Origin of the sequence: Thioalkalivibrio sp. ALJ24 (genome assembly GCF_000377785.1) — a bacterium.
Lineage (GTDB): Bacteria > Pseudomonadota > Gammaproteobacteria > Ectothiorhodospirales > Ectothiorhodospiraceae > Thioalkalivibrio.
Map to the genome: position 1 here is coordinate 75,994 of NZ_KB898724.1, position 18,508 is coordinate 94,501.

General features: G+C 68.2%; 15 protein-coding genes. 10 read left to right on the plus strand and 5 right to left on the minus strand.

Annotated features, from left to right (window positions below):
* Window positions 1-298: 298 nt before the first annotated feature.
* Together D571_RS0100345 and D571_RS0100350 are read right to left on the minus strand one after the other, a co-directional pair.
* Window positions 299-2,017 (minus strand): proline--tRNA ligase, encoded by a 1,719-nt coding sequence (locus D571_RS0100345; protein WP_018934691.1) that lies wholly within the window; start codon window positions 2,015-2,017, stop codon window positions 299-301.
* A gap of 49 nt (window positions 2,018-2,066) precedes the next feature.
* On the minus strand, window positions 2,067-2,408 hold the full coding sequence (locus D571_RS0100350; RefSeq protein ID WP_026287452.1) for a phenylpyruvate tautomerase MIF-related protein: 342 nt from the start codon (window positions 2,406-2,408) through the stop codon (window positions 2,067-2,069).
* 293 nt (window positions 2,409-2,701) lie between these two features.
* On the opposite strand from D571_RS0100350, the gene D571_RS0100355 reads away from it, so the two are divergent.
* The 5 genes from D571_RS0100355 to D571_RS0100375 all read left to right on the plus strand — a co-directional run bounded on the left by D571_RS0100355 (window position 2,702) and on the right by D571_RS0100375 (window position 11,425).
* Window positions 2,702-3,751, plus strand: coding sequence for an efflux RND transporter periplasmic adaptor subunit (locus D571_RS0100355; protein WP_018934693.1), 1,050 nt, complete (start codon window positions 2,702-2,704; stop codon window positions 3,749-3,751).
* Entirely contained in the window at window positions 3,748-7,044 is a 3,297-nt protein-coding gene (locus tag D571_RS0100360) for an efflux RND transporter permease subunit (protein WP_018934694.1), read from the plus strand. The genes D571_RS0100355 and D571_RS0100360 overlap by 4 nt, the downstream gene beginning before the upstream one ends.
* Before the next feature lie 104 nt (window positions 7,045-7,148).
* The gene (locus tag D571_RS0100365) at window positions 7,149-7,367 is read left to right on the plus strand and encodes a hypothetical protein (RefSeq protein WP_018934695.1); all 219 of its coding nucleotides are present in this window, start codon (window positions 7,149-7,151) and stop codon (window positions 7,365-7,367) included.
* A 19-nt stretch (window positions 7,368-7,386) separates the two neighbouring features.
* Complete coding sequence (locus tag D571_RS0100370) at window positions 7,387-7,590, plus strand: hypothetical protein (protein ID WP_018934696.1); 204 nt, start codon at window positions 7,387-7,389, stop codon at window positions 7,588-7,590.
* Entirely contained in the window at window positions 7,574-11,425 is a 3,852-nt protein-coding gene (locus tag D571_RS0100375; protein WP_018934697.1) for a PAS domain-containing protein, read from the plus strand. Before D571_RS0100370 ends, D571_RS0100375 begins: the two co-directional genes overlap by 17 nt.
* Here D571_RS0100375 and D571_RS0100380 read toward each other — a convergent pair.
* The 3 genes from D571_RS0100380 to D571_RS0100390 are packed head-to-tail and all read right to left on the minus strand — an operon-like array spanning window position 11,416 to window position 14,040.
* Complete coding sequence (locus tag D571_RS0100380) at window positions 11,416-12,762, minus strand: nucleoside recognition domain-containing protein (RefSeq protein ID WP_018934698.1); 1,347 nt, start codon at window positions 12,760-12,762, stop codon at window positions 11,416-11,418. The genes D571_RS0100375 and D571_RS0100380 overlap by 10 nt on opposite strands.
* A 19-nt stretch (window positions 12,763-12,781) precedes the next feature.
* Window positions 12,782-13,642 (minus strand): SDR family oxidoreductase, encoded by an 861-nt coding sequence (locus D571_RS0100385; RefSeq protein ID WP_018934699.1) that lies wholly within the window; start codon window positions 13,640-13,642, stop codon window positions 12,782-12,784.
* A gap of 20 nt (window positions 13,643-13,662) precedes the next feature.
* A complete protein-coding gene (locus D571_RS0100390; protein WP_018934700.1) occupies window positions 13,663-14,040 on the minus strand; it encodes a DsrE family protein in 378 nt (125 codons plus the stop codon).
* 168 nt (window positions 14,041-14,208) lie between these two features.
* On the opposite strand from D571_RS0100390, the gene D571_RS0100395 reads away from it, so the two are divergent.
* The 5 genes from D571_RS0100395 (at window position 14,209) to D571_RS0100415 (ending at window position 18,485) form a co-directional block, all read left to right on the plus strand.
* Window positions 14,209-14,508, plus strand: a complete 300-nt coding sequence (locus tag D571_RS0100395) for an FmdB family zinc ribbon protein (RefSeq protein WP_018934701.1) — start codon at window positions 14,209-14,211, stop codon at window positions 14,506-14,508.
* A 5-nt stretch (window positions 14,509-14,513) separates the two neighbouring features.
* Window positions 14,514-15,167 carry a DUF502 domain-containing protein gene (locus tag D571_RS0100400; RefSeq protein ID WP_018934702.1) on the plus strand — a complete coding sequence of 218 codons (654 nt, stop codon included), beginning with the start codon at window positions 14,514-14,516 and terminating at the stop codon, window positions 15,165-15,167.
* 99 nt (window positions 15,168-15,266) lie between these two features.
* A complete protein-coding gene (gene aspS, locus D571_RS0100405) occupies window positions 15,267-17,054 on the plus strand; it encodes an aspartate--tRNA ligase (protein ID WP_018934703.1) in 1,788 nt (595 codons plus the stop codon).
* Between the two features lie 15 nt (window positions 17,055-17,069).
* Window positions 17,070-17,714, plus strand: coding sequence for an alpha/beta fold hydrolase (locus D571_RS0100410; RefSeq protein WP_018934704.1), 645 nt, complete (start codon window positions 17,070-17,072; stop codon window positions 17,712-17,714).
* A gap of 27 nt (window positions 17,715-17,741) precedes the next feature.
* The gene (locus D571_RS0100415) at window positions 17,742-18,485 is read left to right on the plus strand and encodes a YebC/PmpR family DNA-binding transcriptional regulator (protein ID WP_018934705.1); all 744 of its coding nucleotides are present in this window, start codon (window positions 17,742-17,744) and stop codon (window positions 18,483-18,485) included.
* Window positions 18,486-18,508: the final 23 nt, after the last annotated feature.

The following is an 18,508-nucleotide window of genomic DNA, read 5'->3' on the forward strand; positions in this document are numbered from 1 at the left end:
GCGCCGGATGTCTGAGCGAAGCGCAGCTTCGCGAGTTCGGCGCCGCCGGCGCGAGGCGCCCGGAGCAAGGTTCCCGGGCGAGCTCCGGGTGCCCTTCTTTGGGTCCTTTCTTGGGCAAGCAAGAAAGGACCTCGCGGCGCGCTCGCGAGAGAGCGCAACACCCCCGGCGGCAGCCAAAGCCCCGGACCCCGCACCGCCAGCTCAAAGCCCCGCGGCAGCGGTCAGGCCCGGGCAGCAGCCCCTGCTCGCTTGAAAGCAAGCTCCCGCAACCGGGTCCGGGCGCCGGCACGCGTGGCGCCTACGCGCCGCACCCCGTGCGTTCGCGCAGGGCCGCCACCAGCCCGTCCATCGGCAGGTGTTCGGCCTCGCTGGCGGTGCGGGCCTGGTATTCGAGTTCACCGGCGTCCAGGCCGCGTTCGCCGATCACGATGCGGTGCGGGATGCCGATCAGCTCCATGTCGGCGAACATCACGCCGGGGCGCTGTTCGCGATCGTCCAGCAGGACCTGGAAGCCGGCGGCCTCGAGTTCGTCGTGCAGCTGTTCGGCGGCCTCGCGCACGCGCTGCGACTTCTTCGCGCCGATCGGGCACAGGGCGATGTCGAACGGGGCGATGGCGGTGGGCCAGCAGATGCCGCGCTCGTCGGAGTTCTGCTCGATCGCGGCGGCGACCACGCGCGAGACGCCGATGCCGTAGCAGCCCATGGTGACGATCTGCTCGCGGCCGTCCTCGTCCAGCACCCGGGCGCCCAGGGCCTCGGAGTACTTGTCGCCGAGCTGGAAGATATGGCCGACCTCGATGCCGCGGCGGATCTCGATGGGGCCGGAGCCGTCGGGCGCGGGTTCGCCCTCGGTGATGTTGCGCAGGTCGGCACTCTCCGGGCGTGGCAGGTCGCGTTCCCAGTTGACGCCGGTCAGGTGGTGGCCGTCCTCGTTGGCGCCGACCACCATGTCGGCCATCCCGAGCACGGCGTGGTCGGCCAGCACCGGGATCGGGCTGTCCACCGGGCCCAGCGAGCCGGGGTCGGCGCCGAACGCGGTACGGATCTCGCCGGCCTCCGCCATGCGCATCGGTTCGGCAATCCAGGGGTGTTTCTCGGCCTTCACGTCGTTGAGTTCGTGGTCACCACGCAGCACCAGGGCGACCAGATCGGCGTCGACCGCGTCGCTGGCGGCCACCACCAGGGTCTTGACCGTGCGTTCGGTCGGCACCTCGAGGAAGGCCGCGAGATCGGCGATGGTGTGGACATCCGGGGTGGCGACCTTCTGCAGCGTCTCGCCGGGGGCGGGCGGCGCGGCCGGGCCGGGGCAGGGCGCGAGTTCCACGTTGGCGGCAAAGCCGCCCGGGGAGAAGGCGATCGCGTCCTCGCCGGAGGCGGCCAGCACGTGAAACTCATGCGAGGCATTGCCGCCGATCGCGCCGGTATCGGCTTCCACCGCGCGGAAGTCGAGACCGCAGCGCTGGAAGATGCGGCAGTAGGCATCGTGCATCTGCTGGTAGGTCTGCCCCAGGGAGTCGGCATCCAGGTGGAAGGAGTAGGCGTCCTTCATCAGGAATTCGCGCGCGCGCATCACGCCGAAGCGCGGGCGGCGTTCGTCGCGGAACTTGGTCTGGATCTGGTAGTAGTTCACCGGCAGCTGGCGGTAGCTGCGGATCTCGCGGCGGACCAGATCGGTGATGACCTCTTCATGGGTCGGGCCATAGCAGAAATCGCGTTCGTGGCGGTCCTGGATGCGCAGCAGTTCGGCGCCGTAAAAGTCCCAGCGCCCGGACTCCTGCCACAGCTCGGCCGGCTGGATGGCCGGCATCAGCACCTCCAGGCCCCCGGCCCGGTCCATCTCCTCGCGCACGATGTTCTCCACCCGGCGCAGCACGCGCAGCCCCAGCGGCAGCCAGGTGTACAGCCCCGAGGCGAGCCGGCGGATGTAGCCGGCGCGCAGCATCAGCTGGTGGGAGACGATCTCGGCGTCGGCCGGGGTTTCCTTCAGGGTATTCAGCGGGAATTGCGAGACGCGCATGGTGCTCGGGCCTTGTGGTCGGTGGTCGTTGAGCGGACGGGGTCGGGGATCAGAACGTGGTGCCGTTGGTGCCCCAGAAATGGCGCGGGGCATCGGCGAACTCGATGTAGACGCGCGCCGGCTCCACGCCCAGTTCGGCCTGCAGGGCGTCGCACAGCTTGCGTGACAGCTCGCGGGTCAGGCCCTCGGGCAGGCCGATGCTCTTGAGCTCGCAGTAGGCCAGCGCCTCGGTGCTGCCGCCGAAACGCATATGGGCGTTGTGCCCGAGAGCGACCATCACGTAGCCTTCGGGCTTGCCCAGCCAGTCGGCCACCGCGGCCGACAGGCGCGCGGTGACGCCGTCGGCATCTGCGGGCAGGGCGGCGTTGGTCTCGATTCGCAGCATTGGCATGGCGGTCTCCCGGAATGTTTCGACAGGACAGGGGACGCTCCCCCGACGCGGATGCCGACATGATACGGACAGCGGCGGGCTGCTGCAGGGCCGGCGGGGGTGCAGGCAGGAAAATGCGGCTCAGATCGCTATACTCCCGGCAGATGCCGGTATTCGGGTCGGGGATTTGTCCATCCCCGGCCGGGTCCGATAAATTAGGGAAAACTAATATACAAAGAACGGCCCGTGACGGCTGCCGACGCCGGAATCCCGGTTCAGCAGGAGAGGGCCGAACATCCGGAAGGGACCACACCATGACACGACTCCCGATCATCGGGGCCGCGCTGCTTGCGCTGTCTCTGCCGATGGCGGCTCAGGCCGATGAGCTGCCCTTCGAAACCGTCGAGGCCGAACGCCTGACCCTGCCACAGGAGCGCCTGCTGGATGGTCGCGTTGAAGCGGTCCAGCGTTCCACCATCTCGGCCCAGACGTCGGGTCGGGTGCGCGAGATCTTCGTGGACGTGGACGATTTCGTCGAGGAAGACGAGCTCGTGCTGAGGATCTCGGACACCCAGCAGCAGGCCCGGCTGAGCCAGGCCGAGGGGGACCTGGCCGAGGCGCGGGCGCGTTTCGGCGAGGCGCGGTCGGAGTTCGAACGCATCCGCGAGGTGTTCGAGCAGGACGTGGTCTCGCGCTCCGAATTCGAACGGGCCGAGGCGGAACTCGAATCGGCGCGGGCGCGCCTGCGCTCGGCCGAGGGCCGGGTCGACGAGGCGCGCGAGCAGCTGGGATATACCGAGGTCTACGCCCCGTATTCCGGCATCGTGACCGAACGCATGGTGGAGGTCGGCGAGTCGGTCTCCCCGGGGTCGCCGCTGCTGGACGGGCTTAGCCTGGACCGCCTGCGCGTGGACGTGGACGTACCCCAGCGGCTGATGCCCGGGGTGCGGGATCGGCGCGAGGCGGAGGTGATTCTGGATTCCGGCGAACGCGTAACTGCCGAGAGCCTGACGCTGTTCCCTTACGCCCATCCGCAGAGCTCCAGCTTCCGCGTGCGCGTGAACCTGCCCGAGGACGAGGACAATCGCGGCCTGTTTCCCGGCATGTTCGTGAAGACGAGCTTCGTGCTGGACGAGGTCGAGCGCCTGATGGTGCCGAAGGAGGCCGTGGCCCACCGTTCCGAGGTGATTGCGGTCTACGTGATCGACGACGAGGACCAGGTGCGTTTCCGTCAGGTCCGCACCGGGCGCGAGCACGACGGCATGATCGAGATCCTCGGCGGCCTGCGTGAGGGCGAGCGTGTCGCGCTGGATCCGGTACATGCCGCGATCTACATGAAGGACCACCAGCAGGTGACGCGATGAGCGGCGGCACGGACGCGGCCCCGGAGCGCATGGGGATCTCCGGGCGCATCGCGAAGGCATTCCTGACCACCCAGATTACCCCTCTGCTGGCCCTCGTGGGCCTGCTGCTGGGCCTGTTCGCGATCCTCGTGACCCCGCGCGAGGAAGAGCCGCAGATCAACGTCACCATGGCGGACGTGTTCATCCCGTTCCCCGGTGCCAGTGCCGAGGAGGTCGCGCATCTGGTGTCCACCCCGGCGGAACAGGTGCTCTCCGAGATCGAGGGGGTGGACGACATCTACTCCACCTCGCGTCCCGACATGGCGCACATCACCGTGCAGTTCGAGGTCGGCGAGGACCGCACCGCGGCGCTGGTGCGACTGTACAACCAGATCTTCTCCAACGATGACTGGATGCCGCAGAACCTCGGGGTCGGCGACCCGATGGTGCGACCGATGGGGATCGACGACGTCCCGATCGTCAACGTGACCCTGTGGACCGAGGACGAGGAACGCGGCGGCCACGACCTGTTGCGCGTGGCGCACGGGCTGGAGACCCAGCTCAAGCGGGTTCCCGGCACGCGTGACATCTACACCGTGGGCGGGCCCGATCATGTGGTGCACGTGCGCTTTAAGCCGGAGATGCTGGCGGCGCACAACCTTGCGGTGGACGACCTGCGCGACGCCCTCGCGGTGTCGAACTTCTCGCGCGATGCCGGGCATGTGTACCAGGACGACGAGGAGATCCTGATCCAGGCCGGCGACTTCATCACCGAACCCGAGGCGTTCGCGCGGCTGGTCGTCGGGATGCATGACGGACGCCCGGTGCATCTGGAAGATGTGGCCGAGGTCGAACAGGGCCCCGGCTATCCCTCTGAGCACGTCCGCTTCGCCCACGGTGCCGCGGCCGAGGGCGGGGGGCACATTGGCGACAGTCACCCGGCGGTGACGGTGGCGGTGGCCAAGCAGCCGGGCACCAACGCCCCCGACATCGCCGACCAGGTGATCGAACGCCTGGATCAGCTGGAGGGCACCTACATCCCCGACGGGGTCGAGGTGTCCATCACCCGCAACTACGGCGAGACGGCCGACGACAAGGCCTCGACGCTGATCCAGAAGCTGATGCTGGCGACCGCCTCGGTGATCATCCTGGTGTGGATCGCGCTGGGCTGGCGCGAGGCGTTCATTGTCGGCGTGGCGGTGATCGTTACCCTGGCGCTGACACTGTTCGCGTCCTGGGCCTGGGGCTTCACCCTCAACCGGGTCTCGCTGTTTGCGCTGATCTTCGCCATCGGCATCCTGGTGGACGACGCGATTGTGGTGGTGGAGAACATCCACCGACACATGGTCCAGGGCGGACGCAAGTTCCTCGAGTCGATCCCGCTGGCGGTGGACGAGGTGGGCGGTCCGACGATCCTGGCGACCTTCACCGTGATCGCGGCGCTGCTGCCGATGGCCTTCGTCACCGGGCTGATGGGCCCGTACATGAGCCCGATTCCGATCAACGCCTCGATGGGGATGATCCTGTCGCTGGCGGTGGCCTACGTGGTGACCCCGTGGCTGACCTACAAGGTGCTCCGGCGTCAGGCCGAACAGCACGAGGCCGGCGGTGGCCACGGCGGACACGAATCCGGTGAAGCCGCCTCCGATAGCCTGATGCGGCTGTTCAACTTCCTGCTGCGGCCGTTCCTCGGCACCGGCGGGCGCAAGAAGCTCAACCGCACGGCGCTGTGGATCGGTACCCTGCTACTGATCCTGGGTTCGGTATCGCTGGCCTATTACCAGCTGGTGGTGCTGAAGATGTTGCCGTTCGACGACAAGTCGGAGTTCCAGGTGGTGCTGGACATGCCCGAGGGGACCAGCCTGGAGCGCACCAGCCAGGTGCTGGGCGAGATGGCGGACTACCTCAAGACCGTTCCCGAAGTGCACGACGTGCAGACCTATGCAGGCACGGCCACGCCGATGAACTTCAATGGTCTGGTGCGCCAGTATTACCTGCGCGAGGGCAGCCACGTGGGTGACATCCAGGTCAATCTGACGCACGAGTCGGAGCGCGACCGGCGCAGCCATGACATCGCCCTGTCGGTGCGTGACGACATCAATGCCATCGCGCAGCGCTATGAGGGTGCGGCGGTCAAGGTGGTCGAGGTGCCGCCGGGGCCGCCGGTGATGTCGCCGATCGTGGCCGAGATCTACGGGCCGGATTACGACGGCCAGATCGAGGTGGCCAAGCAGGTGCGCGAAGTGTTCGAGAACACCGAGGGTCTCACCGACATCGACGACTCGGTGGAGCACCCCGGTCCGAAGAAGATCCTGCAGGTGGATCGCGAACGCGCAGCGCATCTGGGCGTGCCGCAGCAGGCAGTGGTCGATGCCATCGAGACCTCCCTGTCGGGCGAGGACGTGACCTATCTTTACGGCTCCAACATCAAGTATGCGGTGCCGGTGCGGCTTGAATTCGACCGCGCGGAGAAGGGCAGCCTGGACCCGGTGCTGGGGCTCAAGGTTCGTTCGAAGGAAGGGGGTCTGGTCCCGCTGTCGGAGGTGGTGAACGTGGTGGATGCGACGCGCGAGCATTCCATCCACCACAAGAACCTGCTGCCGGTGGTGTACGTCCAGGGTGACCTGGCCGGCGGAGTCGACAGCCCGCTGTACGGCATGTTCGACATGTTCTTCGGCATGCGCGACAAGCCGATGGTGTACGACGAGCCGCTGGAACAGCGCTTCATCAGTCAGCCCGACCAGCCGTACGACTACAGCCTGAAGTGGGACGGCGAGTGGCAGGTCACCTACGAGACCTTCCGCGACATGGGCATCGCCTACTCGGTGGGCCTGATCCTGATCTACCTGCTGGTGGTCGCGCAGTTCCGCTCGTACATGGTGCCGCTGATCATCATGGCACCCATCCCGCTGACGGTGATCGGGGTGATGCCGGGGCATGCGTTCGTGGACGCGTTCTTCATGGACGCCAAGTTCACGGCGACCTCGATGATCGGGATGATCGCGCTGGCCGGGATCATCGTGCGCAACTCGATCCTGCTGGTGGACTTCATCAACGACGAGCTGCGCCGCGGGGTGGATACCATCGAGGCGGTGGTGCATGCGGGGGCCGTGCGCGCCAAGCCGATCGTGCTGACCGGCCTGGCGGCGATGGTCGGTGCCGGGTTCATCCTGGATGACCCGATCTTCTCCGGACTGGCGGTCTCGCTGATCTTCGGGGTGTTCGTCTCCACCCTGCTGACGCTGGTGATCATCCCGGTGCTGTACTACCTGTACGTGCGCAACCGGGTGCACCTGATCCGCGAAGCAGCGTAGTACCCGCGTGATCACGTGTCCGGGTCGGGCCCCGGGGTGGGGCATTTCCGCCCCGGGCGCGCGAGCGGCTACAATTCTTGCCCCAACCGAACCGGAGGCACCCAATGAATGTCGATATGGGAGACGAGGGTCTGGACGTCACCGGGATCAGCCGCGAACAGTGCGCGACCCTGGTCGAAGCCCTGCAGGCGAGCAGTGATCAGCGTTTCATGGACGATCCGGAGCTGCGGCGGCTGTTCAAGCTGCTGGCGGTACTGCAAAGCGATCTGTGGGACGAGATGACCTCGGGTCAGTTCGATTTCAGCCAGTACAAGAAGCAGTAGCGCACTGCGGGAGCCCGTCATGTCCGATTCCTCCGGCCGCCCCTCCAATTTTGCCATTGGCAACATCCTGCTCGCCGTGGCGGCCGTGATGCTGTTCTTCTTCGTCCAGCTGTGGGAACTGATCGGTGTCGTGGCATTGTTGCTGTGGATGGCCCTGGCGGCCGCAGGCGTCTATTTCATCATGAAGGACAAGGATATCAATCCTGGTGGACCGCCCAACTGAACCCGTCGGTTCGCCGGGGGGAGGTTCGCTTTCCGTTTTCGAGGACCTGCTTGAAGGGCATCTGGGTCGGCTCCGCGGTCTCGCCGAGGACCTGGATGCGACCGGCGTGTCGTCCGATCGGATCGATGCCCTCTACCGGGAGATCAATGCACTGGGACGTGCCGCAAGGGCGCACGGGGTGCACGAGCTTGCGCGTCTGGGCGAGGCCCTGAAGGCTACGCTCGCCGGTCTGAGCGCAAAAGCCAGCCCCGCGGATCGCGAGTTGCTGCGCCTGGGGCTGGCGCGCCTGGAGGCCTCGGCCGAGGCATGGACACGCCGGGGCCGGAGCAGGCCCGAGGTGCGGCCCGAACCCGGCAACCATGCCGTCCCGGAGGGCGGGTGGGTGCTGGTGGACTCGGTGGACACCGCAATCGGTGCCGAGATCGCGCGCAAGCTGCAGGCGCGGGGATTTCGCACGGACGATCCGGGCACCGGTTCGGAAGACGGGACGGTGGCGCCTGCTGGACTCCCGCCCGCGGCCCGGGTGGTCTGCTTCGGCGAGGTCCTGCCCGATTCCCCTGCGCTGACCCGGCTGCGCGAGCCCGGTCAGGGGTTCCTGCCAACCCTCGCGGTGGCGCGCTACTGGAATCCGGGGGCTCGCCTGCAGGCGGTGCGCGAAGGGGCGGCCCGCTGCCTCGACTATCCCCTGGCGGACGAGACCCTGCTGGAGCAGCTGGCGCAGATCGGCGGGGTGGTCACGGAGGCCGGCTATCAGGTGCTGATCGTCGGTGGCGAAAGCGACGAGGCGCTGGTTGAAGAACTGCGTGGGGTCGGGCTGGAGGCCGATGCGCGTTCCGACCCGGACACGGCACTGGCACGGGTCCACGGCGGCGCAGTCGAGGTGCTGGTGCTGGATGCGGATGCGTCGCAGCCCGGCTGCCGTGCGTCGGAGTTTACCGCCCTGCTGCGTACCCGCGACAACGGTTCCACCCTCCCCGTCATGATGCTGACGGAGGATCCGGCACGCATCAACGACCTGATGGCCCTGCATCCCGGGACCTGCGGGGTGTTCCTGAAACCGGTCCGGCCGCGGCAGTTGGCGGATGCGATCGCCGCCCACGCCCGCCAGCAGCGTCAGAAGGACGGGGTCTCGCGGGCCTACCGTCAGGCGCTGTACGAGCGTGAACGCGAACATCTCGCGGTGAACGAGCATGCGCTGGTCAGCATCACCGACGTGGCCGGCGACATCATCTACGCCAACGAACGCTTCGCCCGAGTCAGCGGCTACGCGGTGTCCGAACTTCTGGGCTGCAATCATCGCCTGCTGAAATCGGGCATGCACCCGGATGCGTTCTACACCGAGTTGTGGGAGACCATCGCCAGCGGGCGTATCTGGCAGGGCGAGGTCTGCAACCGGGCCCGTGACGGCTCGCTGTACTGGGTGGAGACCACCGTCGTTCCGTATCTCGACGGCGACGGTCTGCCCTACCAGTACGTGTCCATCCGTACCGACATCACCACGGTCAAGCGCCAGGAGCATCGGCTGCGCAGCAGCCAGGTGTTCACCAACATGGGTACCTGGGAGTGGACCCCCGGGCGCGAAGAACTGGAATGGTCGGAGCGCATCGCGCCGCTGCTGGGGTATCAGAACGGCGACCTGGCGCCCACCGAAGACAACTTCCTCGCCGCGGTGCACCCGGAGGATCGCGAACGGGTACGCAACGCGATCCGCAGTTCCATGCGTCGCGGGGCCTATCTCGAGCTGGAGCACCGGGTCGTGTGGCCGGACGGGACCGTGCGCTGGCTCCTGCAGCGTGGTGACGTGGAGCGCGATGCCGCCGGTGACGTCCTGCACATGCTGGGCGTGATGCAGGACATCACCAAGCGCAAGCAATCCGAACTGGCACTGGCCGAGCAGACCGGGCGTCTGCGTGAGGCCCAGCGCCTCGCGCGCGTCGGGCACTGGGAATACGAGCCGGAGTCCGGGCGCCTGGGGTGGTCGGATATCGTTTACGAGCTGTTTGACCTGTCCCCGGGGAACGGCCCGCTGTCGATGGAGGCCTTCCGCGACTATGTGCATCCCGAGGATCTGGAGCATCTCGACGCGGCGCTGGAACAGGCCCGGGGTGAAGGGCGCGGGGAGAGCGTCCTGCGCATCCGGCGTCCCGGCGGGGACCGGCGCCACATGCAGCTGATCGCCCACCAGAAACCCTCCGGCGAGAACCCGGACCGTGCGAGGCTGACCGGTACGCTGCAGGATGTGACCGAACTGCAGCAGGCGCAGGAAGAGCTGTCATTGTTCCGGCGCATCTTCGAGGCCTCCGAACAGGCGATCTCGATCGCGGACCGGGAGGGCTTCATGATCTACAACAACCCCTCGGCGCTGGAGATGACCGGATATGCCGAAGCGGACCTGGCCGGGAGGCCCTACCGCGAACTGATCCCCGAGGAGGCGGCACAGGCGGGGCGGGAGATCGACGAGATCCGTCATGCGGGCGGGGCATGGACCGGACAGCTGCCGATCCGCTGCCGCAACGGCGCGGTGATCATGACGCGAAGCACGGTGGGGGTGGTCCGGGACCGTCGCGGTGATCCCCAGTACATCTTCAACATCTTCAGCGACTTCACCGCCGAGCTGCAGCGGCGTGCCGAGCTGGACCGGGCGCGCGAGGAGGCCGAACAGGCCAGCCGGGCCAAGTCGGATTTCCTGTCCAACATGAGCCACGAACTGCGTACCCCGATGAACGCGATCCTGGGCTTCGCCCAGCTGCTGCAGCGCGACCCGGTACTGGGCGAGCGTCAGCGCGGCCAGCTGGACGAGATCAGCCGCGCCGGGCGGCACCTGCTGGAGCTGATCAACGAGATCCTCGACCTGGCGCGGATCGAGTCCGGGCGCATGCAGGTCGCGCGGGAGCCGGTGGATGTCGCCGGAGTGGTTCGTGAATGCGGGTCGCTGATGGGTCCGCTGGCGGAGGAACGCGACATCCGGCTCGCGGGCATCGATGCGGTGGCGGCGCAGGCCCCGCGGGTGCTGGCGGATCGCACGCGGGTCAAGCAGGTCCTGCTGAACCTGCTGTCCAATGCGGTCAAGTACAACCACGAGGGCGGGTGCGTGACCCTGGAGGTCACCCACGAGGACGCCATGCTGCGCCTGGGGGTGCGCGATGACGGTCCCGGCCTGTCACAGGAACAGCAGGAACGCCTGTTCCAGCCGTTCGAGCGGCTGGAGGCGGACCAGGGCGGTATCGAGGGCAGTGGCGTGGGTCTGACCATCACCCGCCACCTGGTCACGATGATGAACGGTCGTCTGGGACTGGAGAGCGCGCCGGGCGAGGGGGCCTTGTTCTGGTTCGAACTGCCGCTGGCGGACGGCGCGGATGCGACGGCGAACGCGGACGGGGCCGTGTATACGCAAGGGCCGGGCGGGTCGGCGCCCGGCTCCGGCGATTCCGGGGCGTCGGGCGACTCCGGCACCCCACGCTCCGTGCTGTGCATCGACGACCAGGCCGCCAACCTGCGTCTGCTGGAGGACATCCTCGGTCAGGAGCCGGACCTGCGCCCGGTGCTCGCAGATACCCCGCTCAAGGGTATCGAGGAGGCGACGCGTACGGTCCCCGACGTGATCCTGCTGGATCTGGCGATGCCCGGCATGGACGGCTATCAGGTGCTGCGCGCATTGCGCGCGGACGAGACCCTGGCGCAGGTGCCGGTGCTGGCGGTGACTGCCGACGCCACCGGGCCGACCCGCGAGCGGGCACTGCAGGCCGGGTTCGCGGAGGTGATCACCAAGCCGGTGGATCCCGCGGGCCTGCGTGAACGCGTGCGCGAGATCGCCGGCGACGCGGGTCAGAGGTAGAGCCAGGCGACGATCGCGACCGCGGCGACCACCGCCACCGCATCGGCGCTCAGCGCGGCGGCCAGGGTGTGGCGGACCCGCTTGACCCCGATCGCGCCGAAATACACCGCGAGCACGTAGAAGGTGGTTTCGGTGGAACCCTGCAGGGTGGACACCAGCATGCCGACGTGGGTATCCGGTCCGGTGGCCGGGTCCTGCATGATCCCGGCCATGATGCCGTAGGCCCCGGATCCGGACAGTGGCCGCAGCAGCGCCATCGGCAGGGCCTCGGCGGGCAGTCCGAAGGGCGTGGTCCACGGCCCGACCAGCCCGACGAACATCCCCAGCGCGCCGCTCTCGCGCAGCATGCCTACCGCGACCAGGATGGCCACCAGGTAGGGGATGATCCGCAGGGCCACGTTGAAGCCCTCTTTCGCCCCCTCGACGAAGACCTCGTATACCGGCACCCCGCGCAGCACGCCATAGGAGAGAAAGCCGACCACCAGTCCCGGGATGATCCACGGGGCGATGGCCTGGCCGTAGATGATGGTCAGCGGGATGATCGCCAGTACCCCCAGCAGGACCAGGAGCGAGACCCAGGCGGGATAGCCCTCGGCCGGGACCTCGATGTTCATCGGCTGGGGCTGCTCGCCCGGCTCCGTGTCCCGGTCGGCATTGGAGCGCCGGTCCCCGGGGCTGGCTTCAGCATCGGGGTCGTCAAGGCCGCCGGGCGGGATCTCGCGGGTGGCCGCCGGAGGGCGGAACCAGCGTTGCAGGACCAGCGCGCTGGTGATCCCGGCGACCGTGGCGAACAGTGTCGCGAACAGCGTGGTCGGCAGGATGGCGGCCGGATCCTCCGAGCCCAGCGAGGCGCGCAGGGCGATCACGCCGGTGGGCAGCAGGGTGATGCTGGAGGTGTTGATCGCCAGGAACAGCGCCATCGCGTTGGTGGCGGTGCCCGGGTGGGGGTTGAGCTTCTCCAGCTCCTGCATCGCGCGGATCCCGAACGGCGTGGCGGCATTGCCCAGCCCGAGGATGTTGGCGGAGAAGTTCAGGATCATTGCGCCCATCGCCGGGTGTTCCGGCGGGACGTCGGGGAACAGGCGCACCATCAGCGGCCGCAGCAGACGGGCGAGCACGGTCAACAGGCCGCCGGCCTCGGCGATCTTCATCAGGCCGAGGAACAGGGCCATCACCCCGACCAGCCCCAGGGCCAGTTCGACCGCGGCCCCGGCCGCCTCCACCGCGCCCTCGGAGAGCTCGGCCATCGGACGTTCGTCGGGATCGGTGGAGCGCAGCTCGCGCAGCGCCGCGGTGGCGAAGGCGATGACGACCAGCGCAAGAAAGATCGCGTTCATGCGCCGGTGGCCGTGACCGTCAGCGGTTCTCGCCGCGCGAAACCAGGCGCAGGAAGGCGTCCATCCAGCGCGCCGGCAGGATCGCCTTGAGGAAGGCGAACAGATGCGTGGGGAAGGTCACGCGGTAGCGCAGCTTTGGCCGCCGTGCCTCCAGGGCATGGATCACGCAGCGCGTCACGGCCTCCGGCCCGAGGGTGAACGGGGCATCGGCCTCCGCGTCGGCCATGCGTGCCTCGGCCGCCTCGTAGGTGCGGGCCCAGGGGCTGTGGGCGCGGTGGATGTGGTGGCGGAAGGCCTTCAGCGCATTGGCGCGGAACTCCGAGCGGATCGGCCCCGGCTGGATCAGCACCACGCGGATCCCGCTGCCGTGGAGTTCCTGGCGCAGGGTGTCGGACATCCCCTCGAGTGCAAACTTGGAGGTGACGTAGGCCCCGCGCAGGCGCAGCGGGGCGAAGCCCAGCACCGACGAGTTCTGGATGATGCGCCCCTCGCCGGCGCGGCGCATCGCGGGGATCACCAGGTTGGTGAGCTCCAGCCAGCCCAGCACGTTGGTCTCCAGCTGGGCGCGCAGGGCGGCGCGCGAGAGGTCTTCCACCGCCCCCGGCTGGCCGTAGGCGCCGTTATTGAACAGGCCGTAGAGCTTCCCGCCGGTGCGGTGCAGCACCTCGTGCGCCGCGCTGCGGATGCTGGCGGAGTCGTTGAGGTCCAGCTGCAGGGCCTCGAAGCCTTCCCTCTTCAGGCGCGAGACGTCCTCGGCGGCGCGCGCCGTGGCGAACACCCGATAGCCGCGGTCGCGCAGGGCGCGGGCCGCGTGGGCCCCGATCCCGGAAGAGCAGCCGGTGATCAGGACGGCGCGGGCATCGTCTTCGGCGGAACTCACGCGGACCTCCGGGCGGTCGGTCAGTAGGTCAGGGTCGCGACGTCGTCCTCGACGACCTCGCCGATGAAGGCCCCGCCGCCGCGCATGCCGTCAAGTTCGGGCACCGCGTTCTCCAGCGTCAGGCCGTTTTCGTCCATCGCGCCGGCGCAGGCGTAGAAACGCGCACCGGCCTCGTGGGCATCCTGCATGAAACTGTAGACCGATTTCTCCTGCGCGTCGCCGGGATACATGGTTTCGGCGACCCCCTGGCGCAGCAGGCGGGTGGTCTGCGCGGCGAAGTAGATCTCGACCTCCAGGTCCATCGCGGCGGCCACGGTGGCCTGGAAGAACGGGGCCCCCAGCGTGCCGGGGCGTTCGAGGTCCAGATTCAGCAGCATGATCACGATCTTGTCGGCCATCTCGTCTCTCGCTCTGCAGGCGTGGGTCGGGGAGGTTCCGGGAACGCCGCATGATCGGATCTCGCGGCGCGCGAAGCAATTGCCTTCAGTCCTTTTATTCCCGGCCGGCGGCCGCATAATACGGTCATTCGCTTCGCAACGAGTCACAGTCTTCGGGAGAACATCCTCATGCCGATCTACGAATACGCCTGCCAGCAATGCCACCAGGTCTCCGAGATCCTGCAGAAGATCTCGGATCCGCCCGCTACCACCTGCCCGCAGTGCGGTGCCGAGGCGCTGACCAAGCAGGTCTCGGCCGCCGGTTTCCGGCTGGCGGGTGGCGGCTGGTACGAGACCGATTTCAAGCAGGGTGGCCAGCGCAACCTGAAAGAGGGTGGCGGCGGTTCCGCCGGGGACGGCGGCTCTTCGGGTTCCGGCAGTTCCGGCGGCAGTGATGGCGGGGGCAGTGCCGCCACCACCGGGGGCTGAGTCCGATGCTGGCCGCGCTCCGGCGTTACGCGATCGCGGGGCTGCTGGTCTGGCTGCCACTGGTGGTGACCGGCTACATCATCAAGCTGCTGGTGGACCTGCTGGACTACAGCCTTCTGATCCTGCCGGAGGAATGGCGCCCCGAGGCCTGGCTGGGATTCGACCTGCCGGGCGCCGGGGTGGTGATCGCGGTGGCGATCGTGCTCCTGACCGGCATGATCGTGGCCAACATCCTCGGTCGGCGCCTGATCCAGCTGGGCGAGGCGGTGGTGCGGCGGATCCCGCTGGTCAGCACCATCTACGGGGCGGTGAAACAGGTCACCGAGACGGTGTTCTCCGACGGCGGTGACTCCTTCCGCAAGGTGGTGCTGGTCGAATATCCGCGCAGCGGCGCCTGGTCGGTGGCCTTCCTCACCGGTACCGGTACCCGCGAGACGCGTGAACGCACCGGCGAGGACATGCTGACGGTGTTCGTGCCCACCGCGCCCAATCCGACCTCCGGGTTCGTGCTGCTGGTCCCGCGCGAAGACGTGATCGAGCTGGAGATGTCGGTGGAGGACGGGCTCAAGTTCGTGATGTCGCTGGGGGTGGTCACGCCGGCTGCGGACAGCCCCGGCAACGCGCCGCTGCCGGTTGCGCGGGACGGGGGCAGGCCGTAACATTTCCGGCCCTTTGACGGGCGTCGTGTGCCCGTTTTCCCCGATCAACCCGCGTGGCCCCGCTCCCGGCAGGCCGCGCCCGGCAGCTGGAACGGCGCAATGCGAACGCATCTCTGTGGACGGGTCACCGAACGTGATCTCGACTCCGAAGTTACCCTCTGTGGCTGGGTCAACCGCCGTCGCGACCACGGCGGCGTCATCTTCGTCGACCTGCGCGATCACGCGGGACTGGTGCAGGTGGTGTTCGATCCCGACCGTGCCGAGGTCTTTGCGCGCGCCGAACAGCTGCGCAGCGAATACGTGATCCGAATGACCGGGCGCGTACGGCGGCGCCCGGAGGGCACCGAAAACCCCGAGCTGACCACCGGCGCGGTGGAGATCCTCGGGCTGGAGCTGGAGGTGCTGAACGCGGCGAAGACCCCGCCGTTCCCGCTGGACGACGAGGACGTGGGCGAGGATACCCGTCTGCGCTATCGCTACATGGACCTGCGCCGGCCGGAGATGCAGGAACGCCTGCGCCTGCGCGGCCGGGTCACCGCGGCAATGCGCCGTTTCCTCGAGGAGCGCGACTTTCTCGACATCGAGACGCCGATGCTGACTCGCGCGACCCCCGAGGGCGCGCGTGACTATCTGGTGCCGTCGCGCACCCACGCCGGCAGTTTCTTTGCTCTGCCGCAGTCGCCGCAGCTGTTCAAGCAGCTGCTGATGATGTCCGGCATGGACCGCTACTACCAGATCACCCGCTGCTTCCGCGACGAGGACCTGCGCGCCGATCGCCAGCCGGAGTTCACCCAGCTGGACCTGGAGATGGCGTTCGTCGACGAGGCCGACGTGATGGGCGTGACCGAGGAGCTGATGCGCCATTTGTTCCGCGAGGTCATGGGCATCGAGCTGGACGATCCGTTCCCGCGCATGAGCCACGCCGAGGCGATGACCCGCTTCGGCTCCGACAAGCCGGATCTGCGCATCCCGCTGGAATTCACCGAGCTGACCGAGGTGATGCAGGCGGTGGAATTCAAGGTCTTCAACGGCCCGGCGAACGACCCCGAGGGTCGCGTGGCCGCGCTACGCGTGCCGGGCGGGGCGAAGCTCACGCGCAAGGAGATCGACGTGTACACCGAATACGTCGGCCGCTACGGCGCGAAGGGCCTGGCCTATATCAAGGTCAACGACCCGGCGGATCTCGAGGGCGGGCTGCAGTCGCCGATCCTGAAGTTCCTGCCGGAGGACGTGACGCGCCAGATCCTGGACAGGACCGCGGCCGCCGCCGGTGACCTGATCTTCTTTGGGGCGGACAAGGCCTCGGTGGTCAACGAGGCGATCGGCGCGCTGCGCGTGAAGCTTGGCCACGATCTGGACATGGTCGAACCCGGCTGGCGCCCGCTGTGGGTGGTGGACTTCCCGATGTTCGAATGGGATGCGGACGACCAGCGGCTGTACGCCCTGCACCATCCGTTCACCGCGCCGGCCACCGACAGCCCCGAGGCCCTGCGCGAGAACCCGCGCGAGGCCATGTCGCGGGCCTACGACATGGTGCTCAACGGCACCGAGGTCGGCGGCGGCTCCATCCGTATCCACAACCCGGAGATGCAGCAGGCCGCGTTCGAGGCGCTGGGCATCGGCGAGGAAGAGGCGCGCGAGAAGTTCGGCTTCCTGCTGGATGCGCTGCACTTCGGCGCCCCGCCGCATGGTGGCCTGGCCTTCGGTCTGGATCGCCTGGTGATGCTGATGAGCGGCGCCCACTCCATCCGCGACGTGATGGCGTTCCCCAAGACCCAGACCGCCGCCTGTCTGCTGACCGATGCCCCGGCGCCGGTGGGCGAGAAGCCGCTGCGCGAGCTGGGCATCCGTCTGCGGGCCGGGGTTGCCGGCGACGGCGCGCAATAAGGCGGGCCCGCGGCGATGACGGCCATGCGGACCACCGTGGTGACCCTGCATGGCTGGCACATGACCGGGGTGGAGATGGCGCTGCTGCGGCGCCGTCTGCGTGCGGCGGGCTACCGGGTGCGGGCGTTTCGCTATCCGTCGCGCCGGGCGGCTCCCGAGGAGGTCGCCCGGGCTCTGGCGGCCTGGCTGGAAACCCTGCCCGACGACATGGTGCACCTGGTCGGCCACAGCCTTGGCGGGGTGATCCTGCGGCACCTGTTCACGGTGGCGCCGGTGCAGCGCCCGGGTCGTGTAGTAATGCTGGGTTCCCCGTTGCAGGGCAGTCGGGTCGCCGCGCGTCTGGCCTCCGGTCGGGCCGGGCGCTGGTGGCTGGGGCGCGCGCTGGATCGCGGACTGCTGGGCGGAAGCCCGGTGCTGCGCGGGCGTCAGGTCGGGATGATCGCCGGGACCCGCGGCCGTTTTCCGGGGCCGCTGCTGGCCGAACTGCCGGAACCGCATGACGGTCTGGTCGCAGTGGAAGAGACCCGGGGCCCCGAAGTGTCCCGGCATCTCCAGGCGCCGGTGAACCACATGGGCCTGATCTTGAGCGATCCGGTTGCGCGCGCCGTCGCGCATTTCCTCGAGCACGGGGAATTCGGGCCGGAAACAACGTTAGACTGAGCGCTGGTAACGAGGAGGCGGAACACCATGGCCGGTCACAGCAAGTGGGCGAACATCAAGCACCGCAAGAGCGCGCAGGACGCCAAGCGCGGCAAGCTGTTCACCAGGCTGATCCGCGAGATCACCGTGGCCGCGCGCCACGGCGGCCCCGACCCGGAGACCAATCCGCGCCTGCGCCTGGCCTTCGACAACGCCCTGAAGAACAACATGACCCGCGACACCATCGAGCGCGCGGCGAAACGGGGTGCCGGGGAGACCGAGGGCGAGGCCTACGAGGAGCTGCGCTACGAGGGCTATGGTCCCGGTGGCGCGGCGATCATGGTCGACTGCATGACCGACAACCGCAATCGCACGGTCTCCGAGGTGCGTCACGCCTTCAACAAGATGGGCGGCAATCTGGGGACCGACGGGTCGGTGGCCTATCTGTTCGAGAAGAAGGGCGTGATCAACTTCCCGCCGGGACTGGATGAAGAGACGGTGATGGAACCGGCGCTGGAAGGCGGCGCCGAGGACGTGCTGGTGGATGACGACGGTTCGATCGAGGTCATTACCGACCCGGATACCTATCAGGACGTGCGCCAGGCCCTGCTGGACCACGGCCTGGAGCCGGAGAACGCCGATGTCACCATGCGCCCCGAGACCCTGACGCCGCTGGATCCGGAGACCGCCGAGACGGTGCTCAAGCTGCTGAACATGCTGGATGATCTGGACGACGTGCAGAACATCTACACCAACGCCGACTTCCCCGAGGGCATGGGCGGCGATGACTGAACCGCGTGCCCGGTGGCGCGGCT